This is a genomic window from Parabacteroides sp. merdae-related_45_40 (genome assembly GCF_001915675.1).
Genome location: NZ_MNQY01000109.1, coordinates 1 through 19070 on the forward strand (window position 1 = coordinate 1; position 19070 = coordinate 19070).

A 19070-nucleotide genomic window follows, 5' to 3' on the forward strand; every position below is an offset into this window, starting at 1 on the left:
GTCCCGCCTAAAAGCACCCGAAGGGGTACAGATTTCTTTTGTCGAAAAAATGCCTTATTGCATCATCATGTCGGACAAGAACCGATTGGCACAAGTCATAACGAACTTCATCAACAACGCGATCAAGTTTACGAAAGAAGGAAGCATCCGGTTCGGCTACCGGCATAAAGACGATAAACTGTTATTCTACGTCAGAGATACGGGATGTGGCATAGAACCGGAGAAGAAAGATCTTGTGTTCAACCGTTTCGTAAAGCTGAACAGCTTTGCACAAGGGACAGGCCTGGGACTTGCCATCTGCCAGATGATCGTCAAAAAAATGGGCGGTGAGATCGGTGTGGAATCCCAATTGGGAAAAGGTTCGACTTTCTGGTTCACTTTGCCGGATACCGTCATTCATGGCATTGACGTTCAGTCGATAAAAACGGCGGTAAACGAAGATGCTATAATCGACAACACGAATCCGAAAAAAGCGACGCTGCTGATCGCAGAAGACAACGAAAGCAACTACATACTGATCCGTGCGGTCCTGAAAGAATACGACCTATTGCATGCCCACGATGGTAACGAAGCCGTCCGGCTTTATCGCGAACACCGCCCCGACCTTATCCTGATGGATCTCAAGATGCCGGATATGGACGGATATGAGGCAACTGTCGAAATCAGAAAAGAAGACTCCGACATTCCTATTATTGCCGTAACCGCTTTTGCTTTTTCAGAGGATGAGCAGCGAGTAAAGCAAAACGGCTTCAACGGATATGCGGCCAAGCCGATCAAACCGGCGGAATTGAAAAAAATCATTGTCCAATATCTCTCCCTTACAACACACGCGTCTGGGGAAATTGCAAAGTGAAAGTAGTTCCTTTCTCTTCTTCTGAAATAACGGAAATACTACCGCCATGCCGGTTCATGATCTGCCGGCAAACACTCAGACCGATTCCCGAACCACCTTGTTTAGTTGTAAAAAACGGAACAAATACCTTATCCATCGCTTCCGGCACAATGCCGTATCCGTTGTCGGAGACCGTAATCACCGGAACACCTTCACGCCTGAACGCATTCACCCGGACTTCGGGATAAGGACGTTCCTGGCATGCCTCGACTGCATTTTTCAACAGGTTTATCAACACCTGTTCAATCATGGCACGATCCGCATAAATACGCAAGTCTACCGGCCGGACAGAGAAAGAGAACGAAATAGCACCGGCAGGATACAGCCCCCTTAAATCGTCAAAAAGAGAGGAAACCGGAAACAACTGCTGCATCGGAACCGGAATACGAGTCAGTTTCCGATAATTTTCAACAAAATCCAATAACCCTTTGCTCCGACGGTGTATCGTTTGCATGGCTTGCAACATAATGCTGTAATCCCGCTCGTTCAACCCGTTGGAACTCGCACGTTCCGTCACCGTTTCCGACAAGGAAATGATAGGGGCGATAGAATTCATGATCTCATGCGTCAAGACACGGATCAGCTTTTGCCAGGCTTCTGTCTCCGCCTCCGCCACCACCACATTGTACAGACGGGTCCGAAAAGCAGATAGCGCTTCATTCATGGCACGCGTCAGGTTGGCTTCGGGCCCGTCTGTCGAAGGGATAGGAAAAGACAGATTCATATCTCCATAGTGGATGTTGGCAATCAGATGCTCCATCTTCTGAAGCATTTTCCGCTGATCCTGATAAAGGGAAAAAGCAGTTCCCAGCAAGATTATAAAACACATGACAGCCGTAAAATACAATTCCTTCAAAAGCAGAAAGGCAATTAAAAGAGATAGCCCGACCAGCAACCCTATCTTCAGAAAAAGGAGATATCGTTTCATAGGCCCAACTTATCCAGTTTCCGGTACAAGGCAAAACGGGTGATTCCCAGCAGCTCGGCAGCACGCGTGATATTCCCGTCCGCCCGGCGGAGGGCTCGTTCAATCGCTTCTTTTTCGAGAACGCCCAGGTTCAGTTCTTCCGGCTCCCCTTTCTTTTGGGCAGGTGCAGGATGCAGCATAAAGTTTTCAGGTCTCAGCATGGGACCATCCGAAAGAATCACGGCACGCTCGATCGCATGTTGCAGTTCGCGGACATTGCCCGGCCATGCATAGCTTTGCAATTTCGTTTTCGCATCTCTGGTAAGCCCTCCTATCTTTTTCTTATACTTGCGGGCATAACAGTCCAGAAAATAATCGGCCAACAGCAAGATATCATTTCCCCGTTCGCGGAGTGGAGGGATATGCAACTCGATCGTATTGATCCGGTACAACAAATCCTGCCGGAAAGTTCCTTCCTGTACCATCGCATGGATGTCCATATTCGTGGCAGAGATCAGCCGGACATCGATCGGCACGGAACGGGTAGCACCCAGACGGAGAATCTGCCTTTTCTCGATAGCTGTCAATAACTTCGCCTGCATCGGCAAGCTCAAATTACCGATTTCATCCAGAAACAGGGTCCCGCCGGAAGCCACTTCCATACGTCCGGGCTTATCGCGCCGTGCATCCGTGAAAGCTCCTTTTTCATATCCGAACAGTTCGCTTTCAAATAATTGTTCCGGGATACTCCCTAGATCGATACTGATAAAAACCTGGTTGCAACGGGGCGAATGATGATAAAGAGCGCGTGCAATCAGATCCTTTCCAGTCCCGTTTTCGCCTAAAATCAGAATATTGGCATCCGTATCCTTCAGTTTGGCAATCGTGGCAAACAATTCCTGCATGACATCGCTCTCACCGATAATCTCAAAGCCGGTATCATCAGGGCTTCCTAATGCCTCGACCCGCTGTTTCAATGTATTGATTTCCGTACGGCTTTCACGCAGTTTCAAGGCAGCCGAGAGAGTAGCAAGCAGTTTTTCTTTTTCCCAGGGTTTCGGAATAAAGTCGGTAGCCCCCGCCTTTATGGCACGTACGGCCTTTTCCGTATCTGCATAGGCCGTAATAAAAAGAACCACGGCATCGGGGTCGGCGGCCTTTATCTTTTCGAGCCAAAAGAACCCCTCCTGTCCACTGATCGCATCCCGCCGGAAATTCATATCCAATAAAATAACATCGGGCACGAATGTCGACATAAAATGCTCGATCCGTTCCGGCTGCGTCGTCACTTTTATCTGTTCCACATAAGGTTCAAGCAACAGATTCAACGCAAAGAGGACATCTTCGTTATCATCTATAATCAATATTTTCCCGTTCTTCATATTCCTGGTATTATTCTGTCTCCTGTAAGAAATCATCCTTAACGTGACAAAGATATGTATTATATATATGGAATGTATGTGCGATACTGCACATAATTTGTGCGGAATAACACGTTTTTTCATACACTTACAGGCAAGCTAATAGTAACATATTAAGAATGTTTGGAATACATATAGCCTTTTCTTGCATAATAAGCATCTTCATTACAACATGTCAGTATGTAATGATTCTCTACACCCGGATGTTCGAGGCGTCAACATCCGGGTGTAGGGAGCGTCAACATCCGGGTGTAGAATGCCGGAAGATGGGCATGTTTCCGAACATTTCTGCTTGCTTTCCACTCTTTTCCTCCTTGTTTTCTGCAAAAAAGGACCTTATGTCGACGAAATAACTTGCTCACAAATACATATAGATACGCTTCCCGCTACTTTCAGAACAATACCGATTCTCCGTTTCAATTGATACAAGTGTGACACAGGAGTGATACATGAATCCGGCATGTATCACTCCTTGTACATCATGCTTATCAATACTTACAAAGCAAAGCGTGATAGAGTGATAGAGAATCCCGCAAAACCATAAAGAGATGTCTATCGTTTCTTAATACAATTTCAGCCTGAATATACCGTGCTAATCCGCACGTAAATTGTGCGGATTAGCACCCTATCCATATCACTACACATCACTATTTACATAAGTACCAACCTTTTACAAAAATGGCATATTATTTGCTTCATTTTTGCCATGAAACAAATAATATACATAGCAATACTATTTCTGCTCCCCTTACAGCTCCAGGCGCAGAAAACACTTACGCTGACATTGAGCGAAGCTATCGAAATGGCACGTCGGAATTCTCCTGAAGCGATTGCCGCCCGTCACGCTTTCAGGGCTTCTTACTGGAACTGGCGTTCGTTCCGGGCTAAACAGTTGCCGAGCCTGACGCTTACATCCGATCCGAGCTTGAACCGTTCCATCCAGTCTGTCACCCTGGAAGACGGTAGCGACAAGTTTGTGCATCGGAACCAACTCTCAGTCGATGCCAGCCTCGAAATCCAACAAAATATAGCCCTTACAGGGGGGAAGGTTTTATTGAAAACCGGACTTGAAAGACTGGATATGTTTACCGACAATATCTCGTCTTACAAAAGTACTCCGGTTGTCGTAGGATATGAACAAGACTTATTCGGCTTCAATGACCTTAAATGGGAACGCCGCATCGAGCCGATCAAATACGAAGAAGCAAAAAAGACCTATATCGAAACACTCGAACTGGTAGCAGCCTATACGACCAACCGCTTTTTTAACTTGGCTACGGCACAGACCTCGCTGGAAATCGCGAACTATAATTTTGCATACGCCGACACGCTTTACCGGTATGCACAAGGACGTTACAATATCGGAACGATCACCGAAAACGAAATGCTCCAATTGGAACTCAACAAACTGACCGAACAGACAAACTGCCTCAATGCGCAAATCGAGGTCGACGATTATATCCAGTCGCTCCGCAGTTATCTGGGCATTTCCGAAAATATAAACTTGGTAGTGATTCCCGACGACAGCATCCCTCACTTCACAGTCGACGTAAACGAAGCCATGCAGCTTGCTTTCCAAAACAACCCAGATATCAGCGCTTTCGAACGCCGTCGGCTGCAAAGTGAAAGCAACGTTGCCGAGGCAAAAGCCAACCGGGGTTTTAAAGCAGCCTTATATGCACAGTTCGGTCTGACGCAAAGCAACGAAAAGCTGAAAGAATCCTACCGCGACCCGATGGACCAGCAATTGGTGACATTGGGGATACGCATACCGATATTGGACTGGGGCGTAGGTAAAGGCCGGGTGAAAGTGGCCAAAAGCAACCGCGACAAGGTTTACACCGAACTGGAACAGGAGCGGATGGATTTCGAACTGAACGTAGCCAAGATTGTCAAGCAATTCAACATACAGGCAGGAAAAGTTGCCATAGCCTATAAAACAGACCAAACGGCCCAGCGCCGTAACGATGTGGCACGCAGGCTCTACCTGTTAGGCAAATCGACGATTCTCGACCTCAATGCCGCCATAGCCGAAAAAGACAATTCTCGCCGTGCTTACATCGCGGCTTTATATAATTATTGGAATCTCTATTACGGTCTCCGCAGCCTGACCGGTTACGATTTCGAGAAGATGATCCCGATCACAGAAGACTATGAACTCCTTTTAAACAATTGACAATTCATAAATCATAAATCATAAATTATAAATTATAAATCATATACATGGACAAGCCCATAGCAAAGAAACCCGTTTATTACCGCTACCGCTGGCATATCGCCGGGGGAATCGCATTTATTGTTCTTCTCGTCTATGTCGGGATCGCCGCCTCTGGTGGCAGGAAGCTCCGTACCGATGCAGAAAACCTGATCATCGGAGAAGCGACAAGCGACAAATTTCTGGAATATGTAGACGTCGAAGGTGTCGTGCAACCCATCCTCACCATCCAGATCAACACCCGCGAAGCCGGTAGCGTGGACAGGATCATTGCAGAGGAAGGAACTATGATGAACAAGGGAGACACGATCCTGACACTCAACAATCCCGACCTTATCCGCGCCATCGAGGACCAACAGGATGAATGGGAAAAGCAGCTGATCTCTTATCAGGAGAAAGAGATTGAGATGGAACAGAAAAGTATCGACCTGCAACAAAAGACCTTACAGACGACCTACGAACTGAACCGGCTCAAAAAAAGCTATGCACTCGACGAAGAGGAATTCAATATGGGAGTCAAAAGCAAAGCACAGCTCGAAGTGGCCCGGGACGAATTCGACTATAAAACCCGAAGCACCGCTTTGCAGTTGGAAGGTTTGCGCCATGATAGTGCAGCTACGATCTTGCGCCGTGAGTTGATGAAAAACGATCTTGAACGGGAACGTAAAAAGTTTGAACGTGCCCGGGAACGCATGGAGGACTTGGTTGTTCGTGCTCCTCTCACCGGACAGCTCAGTTTTGTGAAAGTAACTCCCGGACAACAGGTGCAAAGTACCGAAGCGATCGCCGAGATCAAAGTCCTCGATCAGTTCAAGATCCATACTTCCCTCAGCGAATACTATATCGACCGGATCACCACCGGTCTACCCGCCACCATCACCTGGCAAAACAAGAAGTACCCGCTCCGGATCACCAAAGTCGTTCCGGAAGTCAAAGACCGGAACTTCGATGTCGACCTGGTCTTTACGGAGGCAAGCCCGGAGAACGTACGCATCGGAAAAAGTTTCCGTGTCCAGATCGAACTCGGACAACCGGAAGAGGCCCTCGTCATCCCACGTGGCGACTTCTTCCAGGCCACCGGCGGCCAATGGATATACAAACTAAACGAATCCGGCACGAAAGCCCGGAAAACCCCGGTCAGCATCGGTCGCCAAAACCCGCAGCAATACGAAATAACCGGCGGCCTCCAACCGGGCGACAAGGTGATTGTCACAGGATATAGTACCTTTGGGGATGCGGAAGAACTGATTTTAAAATAATATTCGAATCATGATACTACAACATTATATCAAAATTGCATTTCGTAACTTGGCAAAATATAAAGTACAATCTGCCATCAGTATTGTCGGCTTGGCAATCGGGCTGATCTGTTTTACATACGGATGGAACTGGTACAGGTATGAAACGAACTACGACGGGTTCTACCCACAATCCGGACAAATTTACCGAATATACGGAATCGATAAACAAACGGGAAAGAAATCGGAGGAATTACCGCTTATTCTGGCACGCAAACTGAAAAAAGATTTCCCGGAAGTAATAGAGACAACGCAGATTTATTCCAAATACGGCTCGACTTTCAAATATGGAGAAACAAGGTTAGAGGATCCGGACGAGGAATTCATTGACGAACAGTATTTCAAATTCTTTCCACGTCCCGTAATTTGCGGTAAAAGGGATGATATCCTGAAAACGCTGGATGAGATAGCCGTCACCCGCTCTTTTGCCGTGAAATATTTCAAAACACCGGAGGAAGCATTAGGCAAAACCCTTGAAAACGGATATCGCAAAAGCATTACGATCGTGTCCGTCCTGGAAGATTCGCCCAACAACTCCATGATGCAAGCCGATGTTTATGAACTGGACAAATTCGACCGTGACCGGGAAAACCGGATCACGGACGAAAAACAATGGGCCTTGCTAAACACTAAAATCTATCTATTATTAGCACCCAACATTAATATAAAAGCTTTTGAGAAGAAGATCAATTCTTATATAGTCGAACATGAATATAATAAATCAATTTTGTTAAAGTTGGTTCCCCTGACAGATGTCCGTCATACATTCGGAAGTGAATTGACATTTAATCTTTCCTACATCCGGACATTCACGGTAACCGGCCTCTTATTGTTACTCTGCGTTTTCTTTAATTTCACCAATCTGCTGTTGAATCGTATCTACTTACGGAACAAAGAAATGAAATTGAGAAATGCGATCGGCGCTGATAAAAAGAACTTGGTTATCCAGTTGTTGCTGGAATTGACATTGCTTGTCGGGATCAGTTTTCTATTGGCTTCCTGCCTGTTGGAATTAACCGCTGGCGGTTTCTCACACCTCTTCGATACGACATTACAGCGAAAGTTATTATTCAGCCATCTTTGTATCATAGCAGGCATTAGCTGGCTGACACTCATGATTGTCAGTCTACCGTTATTCTTGCATTTTGTACGCGCTTCTTCTCTATTAATATCCGGAGGAATCTCTCCTACCCGGAAAAGCGGTTTCCGCAAAATCAGCATGACACTCCAACTATGTATCTGCATATTCTTCCTGATGAGCACATTTATCATGTTCAGGCAAATATCTTTCATGAAACATAAAAACTTGGGATTCCAGAAAGAGGGTCTGATACAGATGGAAATGACATTCAACGACCGGGAAGGAATCAGTCGCGAGATTTCTTCATTAGCAGTCCTAAAAGGATTCACACAAGCCGGAATATTTACCATCACCCATGAACCTTATACACAAAACGAAGTCGAATGGGAAGGTAAGCCTCTGGATTTCAATCCAAACTTCCAAGTCCTGCAAGTAGGCAGCAACTTCTCGGAAGTTTTTAACATACCGATGCTGAAAGGCCGTTTCATCAATGACGGCGATCTGGCAGACAATGGAGATTGGCGAGCTTCTTGGACAAAAGCCGTCATCAATGAAGAAGCTGCTCGCATCATGGGCATCGATAACCCGATCGGCAAGAAAATCAGTATTTGGAATTATACGATCATGCAAGACGGAAGCAGAGGACGTGCCGAAATGGAGATCGTCGGGATCATCCAAAACTTCCAAGCGGCCAGTTTGCGCAACCCGATCCTGCCACAAGTGATCGTAATCGACCAAAGCAAATGGAACAGTTATTTTTATTATGCCCGTACCGAACCCGGAAAAGAAAAAGCCACGATCAAAGCAATCCGGAATATATTCAAAAAACACTCTAAGTCAGGCGATCCCACTACCTGCAATGTACAGACCATAAGCCAGATACTTGATCGGCTCAGCACTTCCGAAGATGCCAGCCTGCAGCTCTTTACTTTGCTGGCTCTGTTCTGTACGCTAATCTCCATCTTCGGGCTTTATTCCATTTCATCCAGCAATATGGAACAACGAAGGAAAGAAATTGCCATACGGAAAGTGATGGGAGCCTCTGCCGGCACGATTGTCAAAATGTTTTTTATGGAATATCTGACAATTGCATTGATAGCCAACCTTCTTGCATTGCCACTCGCGTGGTTGTTCATGCAAAGTTGGTTGCAGCAATATGCCTATCGGAGCCATATCTCTGCCTGGATGTATATCGTAATCGTATTTGCCACCATCACTCTGATCATCGGAACCGTCCTCTATCAGACGATACAGGCTGCCCGGACCAATCCTGCGGAAGTGATCAAATCGGAATAATAACAAACTAAATCATTGAACCATGCTACACCATTACATCAAAATAGCTTTCCGTAATCTCTTGAAATATAAATTGCAATCATTCATCTGTATCGTCGGGCTCGCAATCGGATTTACAAGTTTCGCGTTATCGTCGCTCTGGATACGATATGAACTGACCTACGATACGTTTAGGAAAGACGCAGACCGGATCTATTACGTCCGGATGGAATCGGAAACCGATGACCAAGGATTATCAAGCGTTACACCTTACCCGCTGGCCCGATATTTGAAAGAGACATTCCCGGAGATAGAGGAAAGTTGCAACACGAGTGCCTGGAAAACCGATTTCCTCTACAACGAGAAGAAATACGAATCTTTCGACATGGTCATGGATTCAGCTGCCGAACATATGTTCGAAATAGAACTGATCTCCGGTAGCCGGGATTTTATGATCCCGAAAAGTAACAAGATCGCGATCACGGACAAGCTTGCCAAAGAGGTCTTCGGCACAAAGGACCCATTAGGTGAAAAACTGAAAATTTGGTCTGACGATATGGAAATATGTGCCATAGTCAAAAGTCAGGACCAGCACTCGAATTTCCCGTTCGGAATACTGAAGCCGTCCCGACAAACGGAGGAATGGAACGTAGCCTATTGTCAGACTTTTATAAAGGTCCGTCCGGAAACGGATATGAGAGCTTTTAAAAAGAAACTTTACGAACATAAAATAAAGAAAGACAGAGACTCGCTGAGTCATTTCGTTCTGACGTCAATCACCGCCATGCGGTATGACCACCCCGAAGAAGAGCCAACTATCAAGTTCGAACATATCTTGCTATTCGCTCTTGCCGGAGGATTGGTAATCCTGTGCGCACTATTCAACTATCTGACCCTATTCGTAAACCGTATACGAATACGCAGTAAAGAGATCGGGCTTCGGAAAGTGTGCGGCTCGTCTGACGGCAATCTGTTTGTCCTGTTCGCTTCCGAATACCTGCTTACGCTTTCCATCTCTCTTTTAGCCGGAATAGCCTTGATCGAAATCATACTGCCTGTATTCCAAGAATTATCGAATGTAAAAACGGATTCGTTCAGTCTCTATCTGGAAACATTCGTCTATTTCGGATTCATCACCTTACTGGCTTTCCTGTTCTCTTTATTCCCTATCTACTATTTCAGGAAGCGTTCGCTACAAAAGGCCCTTAAAGGTTCGTCTGACGGAAAAGGAAAGAACCTCTTCCCCAAAGCAAGCCTTACCTTGCAATTGATAATCAGCATCGGATTCATATTCTGTTCGTCGGTACTGATCAAGCAAATCCATCACTTGCACACCACCGATATCGGACTAAACCGGAAAGACCGGGGCGATGTCCGTATATATCCCCAAACAGACGGTTTGAAAGAAGAAATTGCCAAACTCTCCTCCATCGCCGAAGTATATCCGGATGAAAACGATCCACTATTTCCAAGCCATTCACGTTCCTACAGGTCCTTTACCGATTGGGAAGGCAAGCCGGCCTCTGTGGAAGGTCTTACGATCCAAATAATCCCATGCAACAATCGCTACTTTGAATTTTATGGTCTGCAATTGCTAAAAGGCAAGTTGCCGGAAGGAGATACCGAACGGCACATACTCCTAAACGAAGCAGCTGTAAAGGAATTGAAGATCGACAACCCGATTGGCAAAACACTTAGCCGCAAAGATCAGAAAGGATTTATCATCGACGGCATTTTCAAAGACTTTTATATCGCACCTCCTACCGTTCCGGTAAAGCCGGTTATGCTCGAGTTCAGTCCGGGAAAAAAGAATATACAGAATGATTATTCAACGACTGCCATATTCCGGCATCAGCCGGGAAGCCGCGAACTGTGCAAACAACAGGTTGAACAGTTGGCAAAGAAAATGCAACCGAACGCCGTCGACATACATGTTACTTTTATGGAAGAAGAGTATGAAAAGTTTCTGAAATCGGAAAAGGCGCTACTCAAGATGCTTGACTTCGTGACTATAGTCTGTATTTTGATCTCATTGTTCGGCGTATTCTCTCAAGTAACTCTGGACTGCGAACAGAAGAAGAAAGAAATCGCTGTCCGTAAAGTAAACGGGGCAGAGGCCTCCGATATCATGAGAATGTTTTTTGCCGGTAATCTCCGCCTGCTATGCATCGCTTCGGTCATAGCATTTCCGGCCAGTTACCTGATCATGAAATCATGGATTGAAAACTATGTGTTGCAAGCAGCAATCAGTTGGTGGCTTTATCCGGTCATCTGGGGTGTACTGGTCCTGCTGCTGACTCTTTGTACCGGTTGGCGCATACAGAAGGCAGCGAACCAGAACCCGGCAGAAGTGATCAAGTCGGAATAAGAATGTCTTTGAACAATATCTTATAACAAACAATCAGATTATGTTATCACACTATGTCAAAGTTTCTTTTCGGGAACTACTGAAATACCGAACTCAATCAATTGTCAGCATCATTGGTCTGGCCGTAGGATTTACTGCCTTCATTTTAGGAGGTTACTGGCTATGGTGGGAGACACATTTCGATAATTTCCATCCGGAAGCAGACCGACTTTACTGCCTGACGACAGAAGGACTTGTCAAGCGTGCCAACGGAACACAATCAGATTTAGACCAGTTACATATTAACGACCGGGAAGAATTATTCAAGCTGCTCCCCGAAATCGAAGCCTCTTGTTCATTCAACCACCTCAGCTTTACATTGAAACAGGACAACGAAGCAATCAACCTGCATGGAATGGAAAGCGAACAGTCCTTCTTCGACCTTTTCCGGACAGATTTTATCGAAGGGACTCACCAAGGGGTCATTCCCGACGGCAGTTCTGTCATTTTAACGGAACGGACAGCCCACAAATTGTTCGGGACAACAAACTGTATCGGCAAGGAAGTCGTATTGGATAATAATCTTCGTCCCTCTGTAGTCGGTATTATCCGTAACTATCCGGATAATACTGATCTGCTGTTCGACTTTCTGTTGATCAGAACTCCTCAACCCAATCATGTCAAACGCATGACGACCTACGTGCGGCTCCAAAAGAATGCGAATGTGGCAAATGTACGGAACAAACTGGCGCACTATAAAAGTCATGCCGAAGACACATGGGATCGCGAACAGGTAAAAAACTGGAAAATAAACCTGCTGACAGCCTCCGAAGTGCATCTTCGGTGTCACCCTGAATTGACAGACCGCATCCGTAACATTCATATCCTGGCTTTAGCTGGGGCAATGGCTTTCCTTAGCGCTCTGATCAACCTACTTGTCCTTTTTATCGGTCAACAGCAACGAAAACAACAAAAAAACCGGTCTTATCTTTGTATAGGAGCCTCAACCACAAGTATGATTACAAAAAGTTTCATCGAACTGGCACTTCCTTTGATCATCGCCTTCCTGATTTCTTTCTGTCTGATCGAGAGCATCTATCCTTACTATGAAAGCTATACGACCTGGAACCGGTATGGTATCTATGAGAACGTCAGTCGCCACCTTTCACGAACTTCACTTTTAGGCAATACGCTGTCACTCGCTGGAATCTGTATGTTGGTATTCCTTCTTATCTGTTATTATCCGATACGAAATCTTTTGGAGCATAAAATACAGAAGCCTGCTCTTTTCAAACAGGGCCTGATCATCGTTCAGATATTTATCGGTTCACTGTTCTTTATCACCTCCATCGGATTGTTCCGACAGTTGCATTTTATCCTTTCAAAAGATAAAGGGATCGATTATGAACGGGTCATACAGGTAGATTTAGGATATGGCACCTCCTTTCAGACGGATTTAAGTGTTTTGAAACCGGAAATGGCCAACCATCCGTATGTAGAAGAAGTCACATACACCTGCGGGAACACTCCGGTCTTTACGGAACAAGGGGATTGGTACGGTTCCTTTTACTCGTATTTCTGTTTCGATCCGAATGAAGCCAAACCCAATAGTTACAACCCGGTAATCGTTGCCGACAAGGACTTCTTTTCGTTCTTCAAACTGCAACTGAAAGCAGGTAGCTGGCCATCAGATGCAACCCCATATAGCTATATGGTAAATGCAACTTGCCTGCAAACATTAGGCTACACGGATCTGCTTGAACGGCCTATATACATAAAAGGGCAAGCAAGCCAAGCCCGAGTTTGCGGTGTCATCAAAGACTATCTCTACGCTCCGATGCAATATCCTATATTACCGCTGTTCTTCACCACATACGAAAATCCGATGGTAAAAGACTTCGAGCGTCCTTACCTTATTTATGTCCGCTATGCAAAAGGATATAAAAAAGAAGTGCTGGAACATCTTCACGAGATAACATCACATATTCAGAATGACAATGTCAACCAGAGTAAAATGTTTACGGAGTTATCCGATCTGGTTGATCTTTTCAACTGGCCGGAGAAAGTGATTTTTACAATCTTTAGTATCCTTTCTCTGGTTTGTATCCTTATCTCCACATTCGGCATTTACTCTCTGGTGAGCCTCGCCACCGAACAGCGGCGGAAAGAGATTGCCATCCGCAAAGTAAACGGAGCTACCTTTTATCACATTCTTCAACTGTTCTTCCGGGAGTATTTCATATTAGTGACATTAGGCAATGTTTTTGCTCTTCCAGTCGGCTACTTGGTTATAAAACGTTGGCTCGAGACATACGCCAACCATACCACATTGCCGGCAGGATTGTTCCTGTTGGTTTTCCTTATCACCTGTGGGATCGTGCTGCTCTCTATATTCCGTCAGGTCAAAAGGGCAGCCGCCACCAATCCGGCAGAGGTAATCAAAACGGAATAATAAAAACAAAAACATAATAACGACAAAAACATCACATCATGTTCAAACACTACTTGAAAATGGCTATCCGCCAAATTCTTAAAAACAAGATCCAGTATTTGCTTTCCATCATCGGAATCGCAGTCGGACTTCTTTGTTTCAGTATGACCTCTTATTATATCAGAAGATTCAATAACCAGTTTATTGCTTGGGCAAACAGCGATCGGATGGCGAATATATATGCCAAATCGGCCCAATACGGTTATGAGGACCCTTATATTCCAGGCGAGGTGGTGCAAGAACTGATGGGGAATCCGATCACCGGAATTGGGCAAATCGCTTATTCATACGGATACGGCCAAGCCAATATTTCCATATCCAAAGAGAACCAGAAAGAAATCCCGTACCAATGCAGCATCCAGAATGTCACAAAAGATTTTCCGAACATATTCGGCATTCAAACGTTGGAAGGCCAGACACCGACACTCAAACCGGGAGAAGTATTCATCAGCGAATCATCCGCGAAAAAAATATTCGGAGCAGAAAACCCTATCGGAAAAACACTCTATTTCAGTCGTGCAGACAGCGACACGTCTGCCATCCACTATTCCACAATCAGCGCCGTTATCAGGGATTTTCCGGATGGGACACGGGAAAAGAGTGACTTTTATTTCCTGGAAACAGCCGGCATCCAACCAAAACGTAAATACCGAGATCTGGTGGTCCTGCTGGATAAAGGTGTTTCAAGCAAAGAAATAAACCAAAGGTTACGCCAACAAATACCGGCTTTTGGAAAAAACAACGATCACTATCTGACAGCACGCACTTTCAAGGAAGAGATGTACAAACCGGATAATCTCAGTGCGACATTCTTCATCCCGTTGATCGGCCTCCTGATATTGATTGCCGCGATGATAAACTTCCTGAAGTTCTGCATTCAGTCGTTCTATAACCGGACACGAGAACTCAGTTTACGGAAATGCTTAGGTTCAGACGCAAAAGGATTGTTCAGATTACTCTTCAGCGAGATTGCGGTTCTTTTCATCCTGTCGGCATTGGCAAGTCTCGTCCTGACCGAATGGATAGTGCCTGTTTATTATCAGTATATGGCCTCGAAAGAAACGATCAACGAGAATCTGTTTATCCATACGCCTACCTTGATCCAGCAGGAAATGGAGTATCTCTGTTTCTTGTTTGTTCTCTGCGCCTTGATTGTGTCATTGGTCATCTTCCGCATCAAACATATCACATTGACAGAAGGAATAAAAGGCGTGAAACGGCAGAAACATAGTATAAGGAACTTCATGTTAGGAGTCCAACTGTTCATCTGTTTCCTTTTTATTGCCGGAGCTATCGGACTAAGAAATATTTACCACCTCGCAGAAGAAAAAAGGAACAACACGCTGACGGAAGAAGAATGTACCCGTATCTGGAAGATAGAACTTTGGGAACCGCAAGTACAAGGACACGAAGAAGAGATCGTCTCCCGTATCCGTACGCTTGCCGGGGTTGAAGACGTGCTTTTAGAGACTCCCGGCAAATATCTGGATTATAAGAACAAACAGGGAGAGACACTGCACGGGATACATTTCCTCACCAGTAAAAACTACCCGTCTTTCATGAAACTTCCGATAGAGGGAAGAATGCCACAGGCGGCTAACGAAATAGTGGTTTCACGGTCGCTTATCTGGGAATTGGAGAAAGACGGGGAAAAGAATCCGACATCCGTACAATTGGGAGACCAGACTTTCCAGATTACCGGCATATATGAGCAACTACCGTTCGAACCGGTATATACCCAAGATCAAATGGCTAAAGCCAATCAATCTCAATATCACCGTTTCTCCTTCATCTCCGTTCCTAAGGAACCGAACTATAGGGTCGCTTACATCAAATGCATAGCCGGACAGGAACAGAACGTACGGAAAGAAATACTCAAAATCGTACATAACTGGTTGCCGGCATCCATTCCTTTCCTGCTGACCACCAAACAAGAGGAGCGATTCCGGCTCAATGGAGGGGAGATGCTGATAAGCGACCTGTTCAGCCTATTGTCCGTTATCAGCATAGTCATTACAGTCCTGGGTATCTATTCCGCCATTACACTCGACACGGTCAGCCGGCAAAAAGAAGTCGCCATACGGAAGATCAACGGAGCCGGCCCTAAGGTCATTGCGCTATTGTTCGGTAAACTATATATCCGTTTACTTGCCATTTCAGCCATCCCTGCGCTGGCAATCGTCTATATGCTCCTGCGAATATTGACGCAAGAAAAGATAACGATTGATCCCGGCTGGTTAAACAATCCATTGATGTGGCTGGCAATCCTCCTTCTGACCACCACTATCGTATTCGTAACCGTCGCCTATCGTATCTGGCTGATTTCACGGTTGAACCCGGCAGAGGTAATCAAAACGGAATAAAGGAGGGTATGTTCCCACATTAAGCGCGGGAACACAGCACTAAAAACAATTAATATTTTGGATGATAAGACAAATTACATGAATTAGGGCTTATCATAAGCCAACATGTTTCACTTTTGTCCTCAAAACATTAATATTTATCTTATGAACACAAAAACATTAATCGCATTGCTCATGACAGGAGCAGGCTTTGCCTCCTGTTCACAGCCGATTCCCTCCTACACGGTAATGGGAAGTATCCCCGATTCTACCTTTAATGGGAAAACAGTCTATATCTTCGACCGGGATAAGGGGCAAAACATTGACAGCGCAGTGATTGAAAACGGAGCGTTTACGTTCACCGGTCAGATTGACACCGCTGTTTTATGCCTAACCCAAGTCGGAAGGAAATACTATACCACCTTCATGCTTGAAAACGGTACCATCCAACTGAACATGGAAACTCCGAACAGCGCGTCCGGCACTCCCTTGAATGAGACCTTCAGCAGCTATATCCAAGAAGAAAAAAGAATCAGTGAACTCTTCCAGAACAAAATGAAAGAGATCCGGGAGCAGGAACAAGATAAAAGCAAAGTCCAAGAATTGACAAAGACCTATTACGACAATGAGTATAAGCCGGCCTATATGGCTATGCTGAAGGACTTCATCGATAAAAACCAAGATAATTACATTGGTGCTTTTGCCCTTCAAAACCTATCGAACTTTATGAACCCGGAAGAAATGGAATCTATCATTGCCCAATCCAGCGCCTTTATCCAAAGTAGGAACATCATCCGGAAACTGAGCCAACGGATTACCAACCTGAAAAAGACGGCCGTCGGACAACCTTTCACCGACTTTACAGTGGAAACCGAAGATGGCAAAAAGGTTTCCCTCTCCGACTATGTAGGAAAAGGGAATTATGTATTGGTTGACTTCTGGGCAAGCTGGTGCGGCCCCTGTCGTGCAGAGACCCCGATACTGGCAGAAGTGTATAACCAATACAAGGATAAAGGATTCCAAGTACTTGGTGTAGCCACATGGGACCAGCCGAAAGATACAAAGAAAGCCATCGAAGATTTGAAGATTACTTGGCCACAGATTCTCAATGCCCAGAACACGCCTTCTGAACTGTACGGCTTCAACGGAATTCCGCATATCATCTTGTTTGGCCCTGACGGGACAATCGTAGCTCGCGACTTGAGAGGCGATGCGTTGAAAGCAAAAGTAAAAGAGATGATGCAATAATATAACATGCACAAACAACTGCTTATAGTGATGTTGATTTGTCTGAAAGGTGCCGATTATATATCTGCACAGCAGTGGACAAAAAAGGATTCAGTCTGGCTCCAGAACGTCTTGTCCGGTAAAGAAAAGCTGGAACTGAATCCAGAGACGATGAAAGCGATTCAATCAGGTTCTTTTATAAACTTGGATGAACCGGCTTCCGACATGAAAATGTCACCGGTAACCCCGTTACCCATCCTCAAAGATTTCACCGAATACATACAAACAGATTCAACCCATCGTAAAATAGCATTAAAGGACCTGCCTCCTGGTGTTTTCTGGTTATATGCTCCTCCTCCCGGTAAATTTTTACCGGTCTATAAAAATATGCTCGAAACATGGAAAAACGATCCTATGAATCGTTCTCATAACACAGGCTTCGTCACTTTCGACTTCGCAGAAATGACCAGCAGGAAGAGTTATATACACAAACGTAATGCCAAAAGAGATGGGACATGGAGAAATTACAACAATCTGCCTACTCCCGACATCATCAAGAAAAAGAAGAAACTCGCAACTGGCCATCCGGAATTTGCCAGGCAGGATACGCTTTTGTCACGCAAGGATTCGTTGCAGTTAAAAGACACGACACACGTAACCTCCTTTGCTCCGATGAACTAAACAGCCCATAGAATAAATTTTCAAAAAAAGTCGTATCATTTTGCAACAATCCAGTGTCATATAACGTCTTATAGTTATACAAGAAATATTAATCGGAAACAGGTTATGACAAAAATACAACTATTAGCTACACTGTTGGCACTTTTCATCTTTGCCATGCTGGGAGCATGCAGTAATGAAGATTATCCGGAACCGGATGTTTTCAAGGTAACACCAGACCTCCGCACCCGTATCAATACTGGGATAAAAATGGCTTCCCGCACAGAAAAGAGGCTTTTCAACGAGACATTCAACTCTTTTCTTCACAAATGCGATGAAATGGGATCAGAAAATACTCCCTATCAATATATGGAAACGGAAGAGTATGCAGATCTGAAAAAGCTAATACTGTCATCCTCTCCCGCTACCTGCTATTTGTTAATGGACCGCTACCTAAAACGAAATCCCCCTTTCTTCTCTTTCATTCTGAACGATCTGATCGAAACAGCCTACCCCAATACAGCGGATAAGATTGCTAACCGGATGAAGTCGTTGACTACCGTACAGGAAACAATGGAGCTATTCCCTCAGGTTTGCTTGGAAATCTGGCTGGATGAAATTGAGAGCCGTTAGGTTACTCCCACTCCGGCGGTTCCTGCCCCAGCAAATTCTTGACGAAGAAATCGTGCATTTTGTGCATTTCAAACGGACCGCCGAGGCTGTGCGTCTTGCCTGGTAGATAAAGCTGTTCGAAATTCTTGTTTGCTTTCATCAAGGCACTAACAACCTGCAAGGTGGAAGCCGGATCGACGTTGTCATCCAGTTCACCGTTGATCAGGAGCAACTTGCCTTTCAGACGGTAAGCATTGTCGACATTGGAGGAGGTGCTATAAGAGGCGTCGATCGGATAGCCC

13 protein-coding genes are annotated in these 19070 nt (G+C 45.2%); 10 read left to right on the top strand and 3 right to left on the bottom strand.

The window, feature by feature from the left end; translation table 11 throughout:
• Positions 1-853, top strand: an 853-nt coding sequence (locus BHV83_RS12720; RefSeq protein ID WP_286757585.1) for an ATP-binding protein, incomplete at its 5' end; no start/stop codon positions are given.
• On the opposite strand, the gene BHV83_RS12725 is transcribed toward BHV83_RS12720, so the two are convergent.
• Both BHV83_RS12725 and BHV83_RS12730 read right to left on the bottom strand, forming a co-directional pair.
• Positions 819-1820: a sensor histidine kinase gene (locus BHV83_RS12725; protein WP_270518990.1), complete on the bottom strand. Its 1002-nt coding sequence runs from the start codon at positions 1818-1820 to the stop codon at positions 819-821. The genes BHV83_RS12720 and BHV83_RS12725 overlap by 35 nt on opposite strands.
• Positions 1817-3181, bottom strand: a complete 1365-nt coding sequence (locus BHV83_RS12730; RefSeq protein WP_005637658.1) for a sigma-54-dependent transcriptional regulator — start codon at positions 3179-3181, stop codon at positions 1817-1819. The genes BHV83_RS12725 and BHV83_RS12730 overlap by 4 nt, the downstream gene beginning before the upstream one ends.
• A gap of 745 nt (positions 3182-3926) precedes the next feature.
• On the opposite strand from BHV83_RS12730, the gene BHV83_RS12735 reads away from it, so the two are divergent.
• From BHV83_RS12735 to BHV83_RS12775, 9 genes are all read left to right on the top strand, one after another.
• On the top strand, positions 3927-5396 hold the full coding sequence (locus tag BHV83_RS12735) for a TolC family protein (RefSeq protein ID WP_005637662.1): 1470 nt from the start codon (positions 3927-3929) through the stop codon (positions 5394-5396).
• A 47-nt stretch (positions 5397-5443) separates the two neighbouring features.
• Entirely contained in the window at positions 5444-6694 is a 1251-nt protein-coding gene (locus tag BHV83_RS12740; RefSeq protein WP_286757586.1) for an efflux RND transporter periplasmic adaptor subunit, read from the top strand.
• A 10-nt stretch (positions 6695-6704) separates the two neighbouring features.
• Entirely contained in the window at positions 6705-9110 is a 2406-nt protein-coding gene (locus tag BHV83_RS12745) for an ABC transporter permease (protein WP_005650654.1), read from the top strand.
• A gap of 22 nt (positions 9111-9132) precedes the next feature.
• Positions 9133-11457: an ABC transporter permease gene (locus BHV83_RS12750; protein ID WP_005637667.1), complete on the top strand. Its 2325-nt coding sequence runs from the start codon at positions 9133-9135 to the stop codon at positions 11455-11457.
• A 40-nt stretch (positions 11458-11497) separates the two neighbouring features.
• Positions 11498-13888, top strand: coding sequence for an ABC transporter permease (locus BHV83_RS12755; protein ID WP_122205952.1), 2391 nt, complete (start codon positions 11498-11500; stop codon positions 13886-13888).
• 38 nt (positions 13889-13926) lie between these two features.
• A complete protein-coding gene (locus BHV83_RS12760; protein WP_122205953.1) occupies positions 13927-16290 on the top strand; it encodes an ABC transporter permease in 2364 nt (787 codons plus the stop codon).
• Positions 16291-16434: 144 nt separating this feature from the next.
• On the top strand, positions 16435-17517 hold the full coding sequence (locus tag BHV83_RS12765) for a redoxin domain-containing protein (RefSeq protein ID WP_036658653.1): 1083 nt from the start codon (positions 16435-16437) through the stop codon (positions 17515-17517).
• Positions 17518-17523: 6 nt separating this feature from the next.
• Complete coding sequence (locus BHV83_RS12770) at positions 17524-18177, top strand: DUF4858 domain-containing protein (protein WP_005637675.1); 654 nt, start codon at positions 17524-17526, stop codon at positions 18175-18177.
• Positions 18178-18282: 105 nt separating this feature from the next.
• Positions 18283-18789, top strand: coding sequence for a hypothetical protein (locus BHV83_RS12775; protein ID WP_005646866.1), 507 nt, complete (start codon positions 18283-18285; stop codon positions 18787-18789).
• A 1-nt stretch (position 18790) separates the two neighbouring features.
• Here the strand turns inward: BHV83_RS12775 and BHV83_RS12780 are convergent.
• Positions 18791-19070 (bottom strand): alpha/beta hydrolase family protein (locus BHV83_RS12780; protein WP_286757587.1); only part of this gene is annotated, 280 nt, incomplete at its 5' end.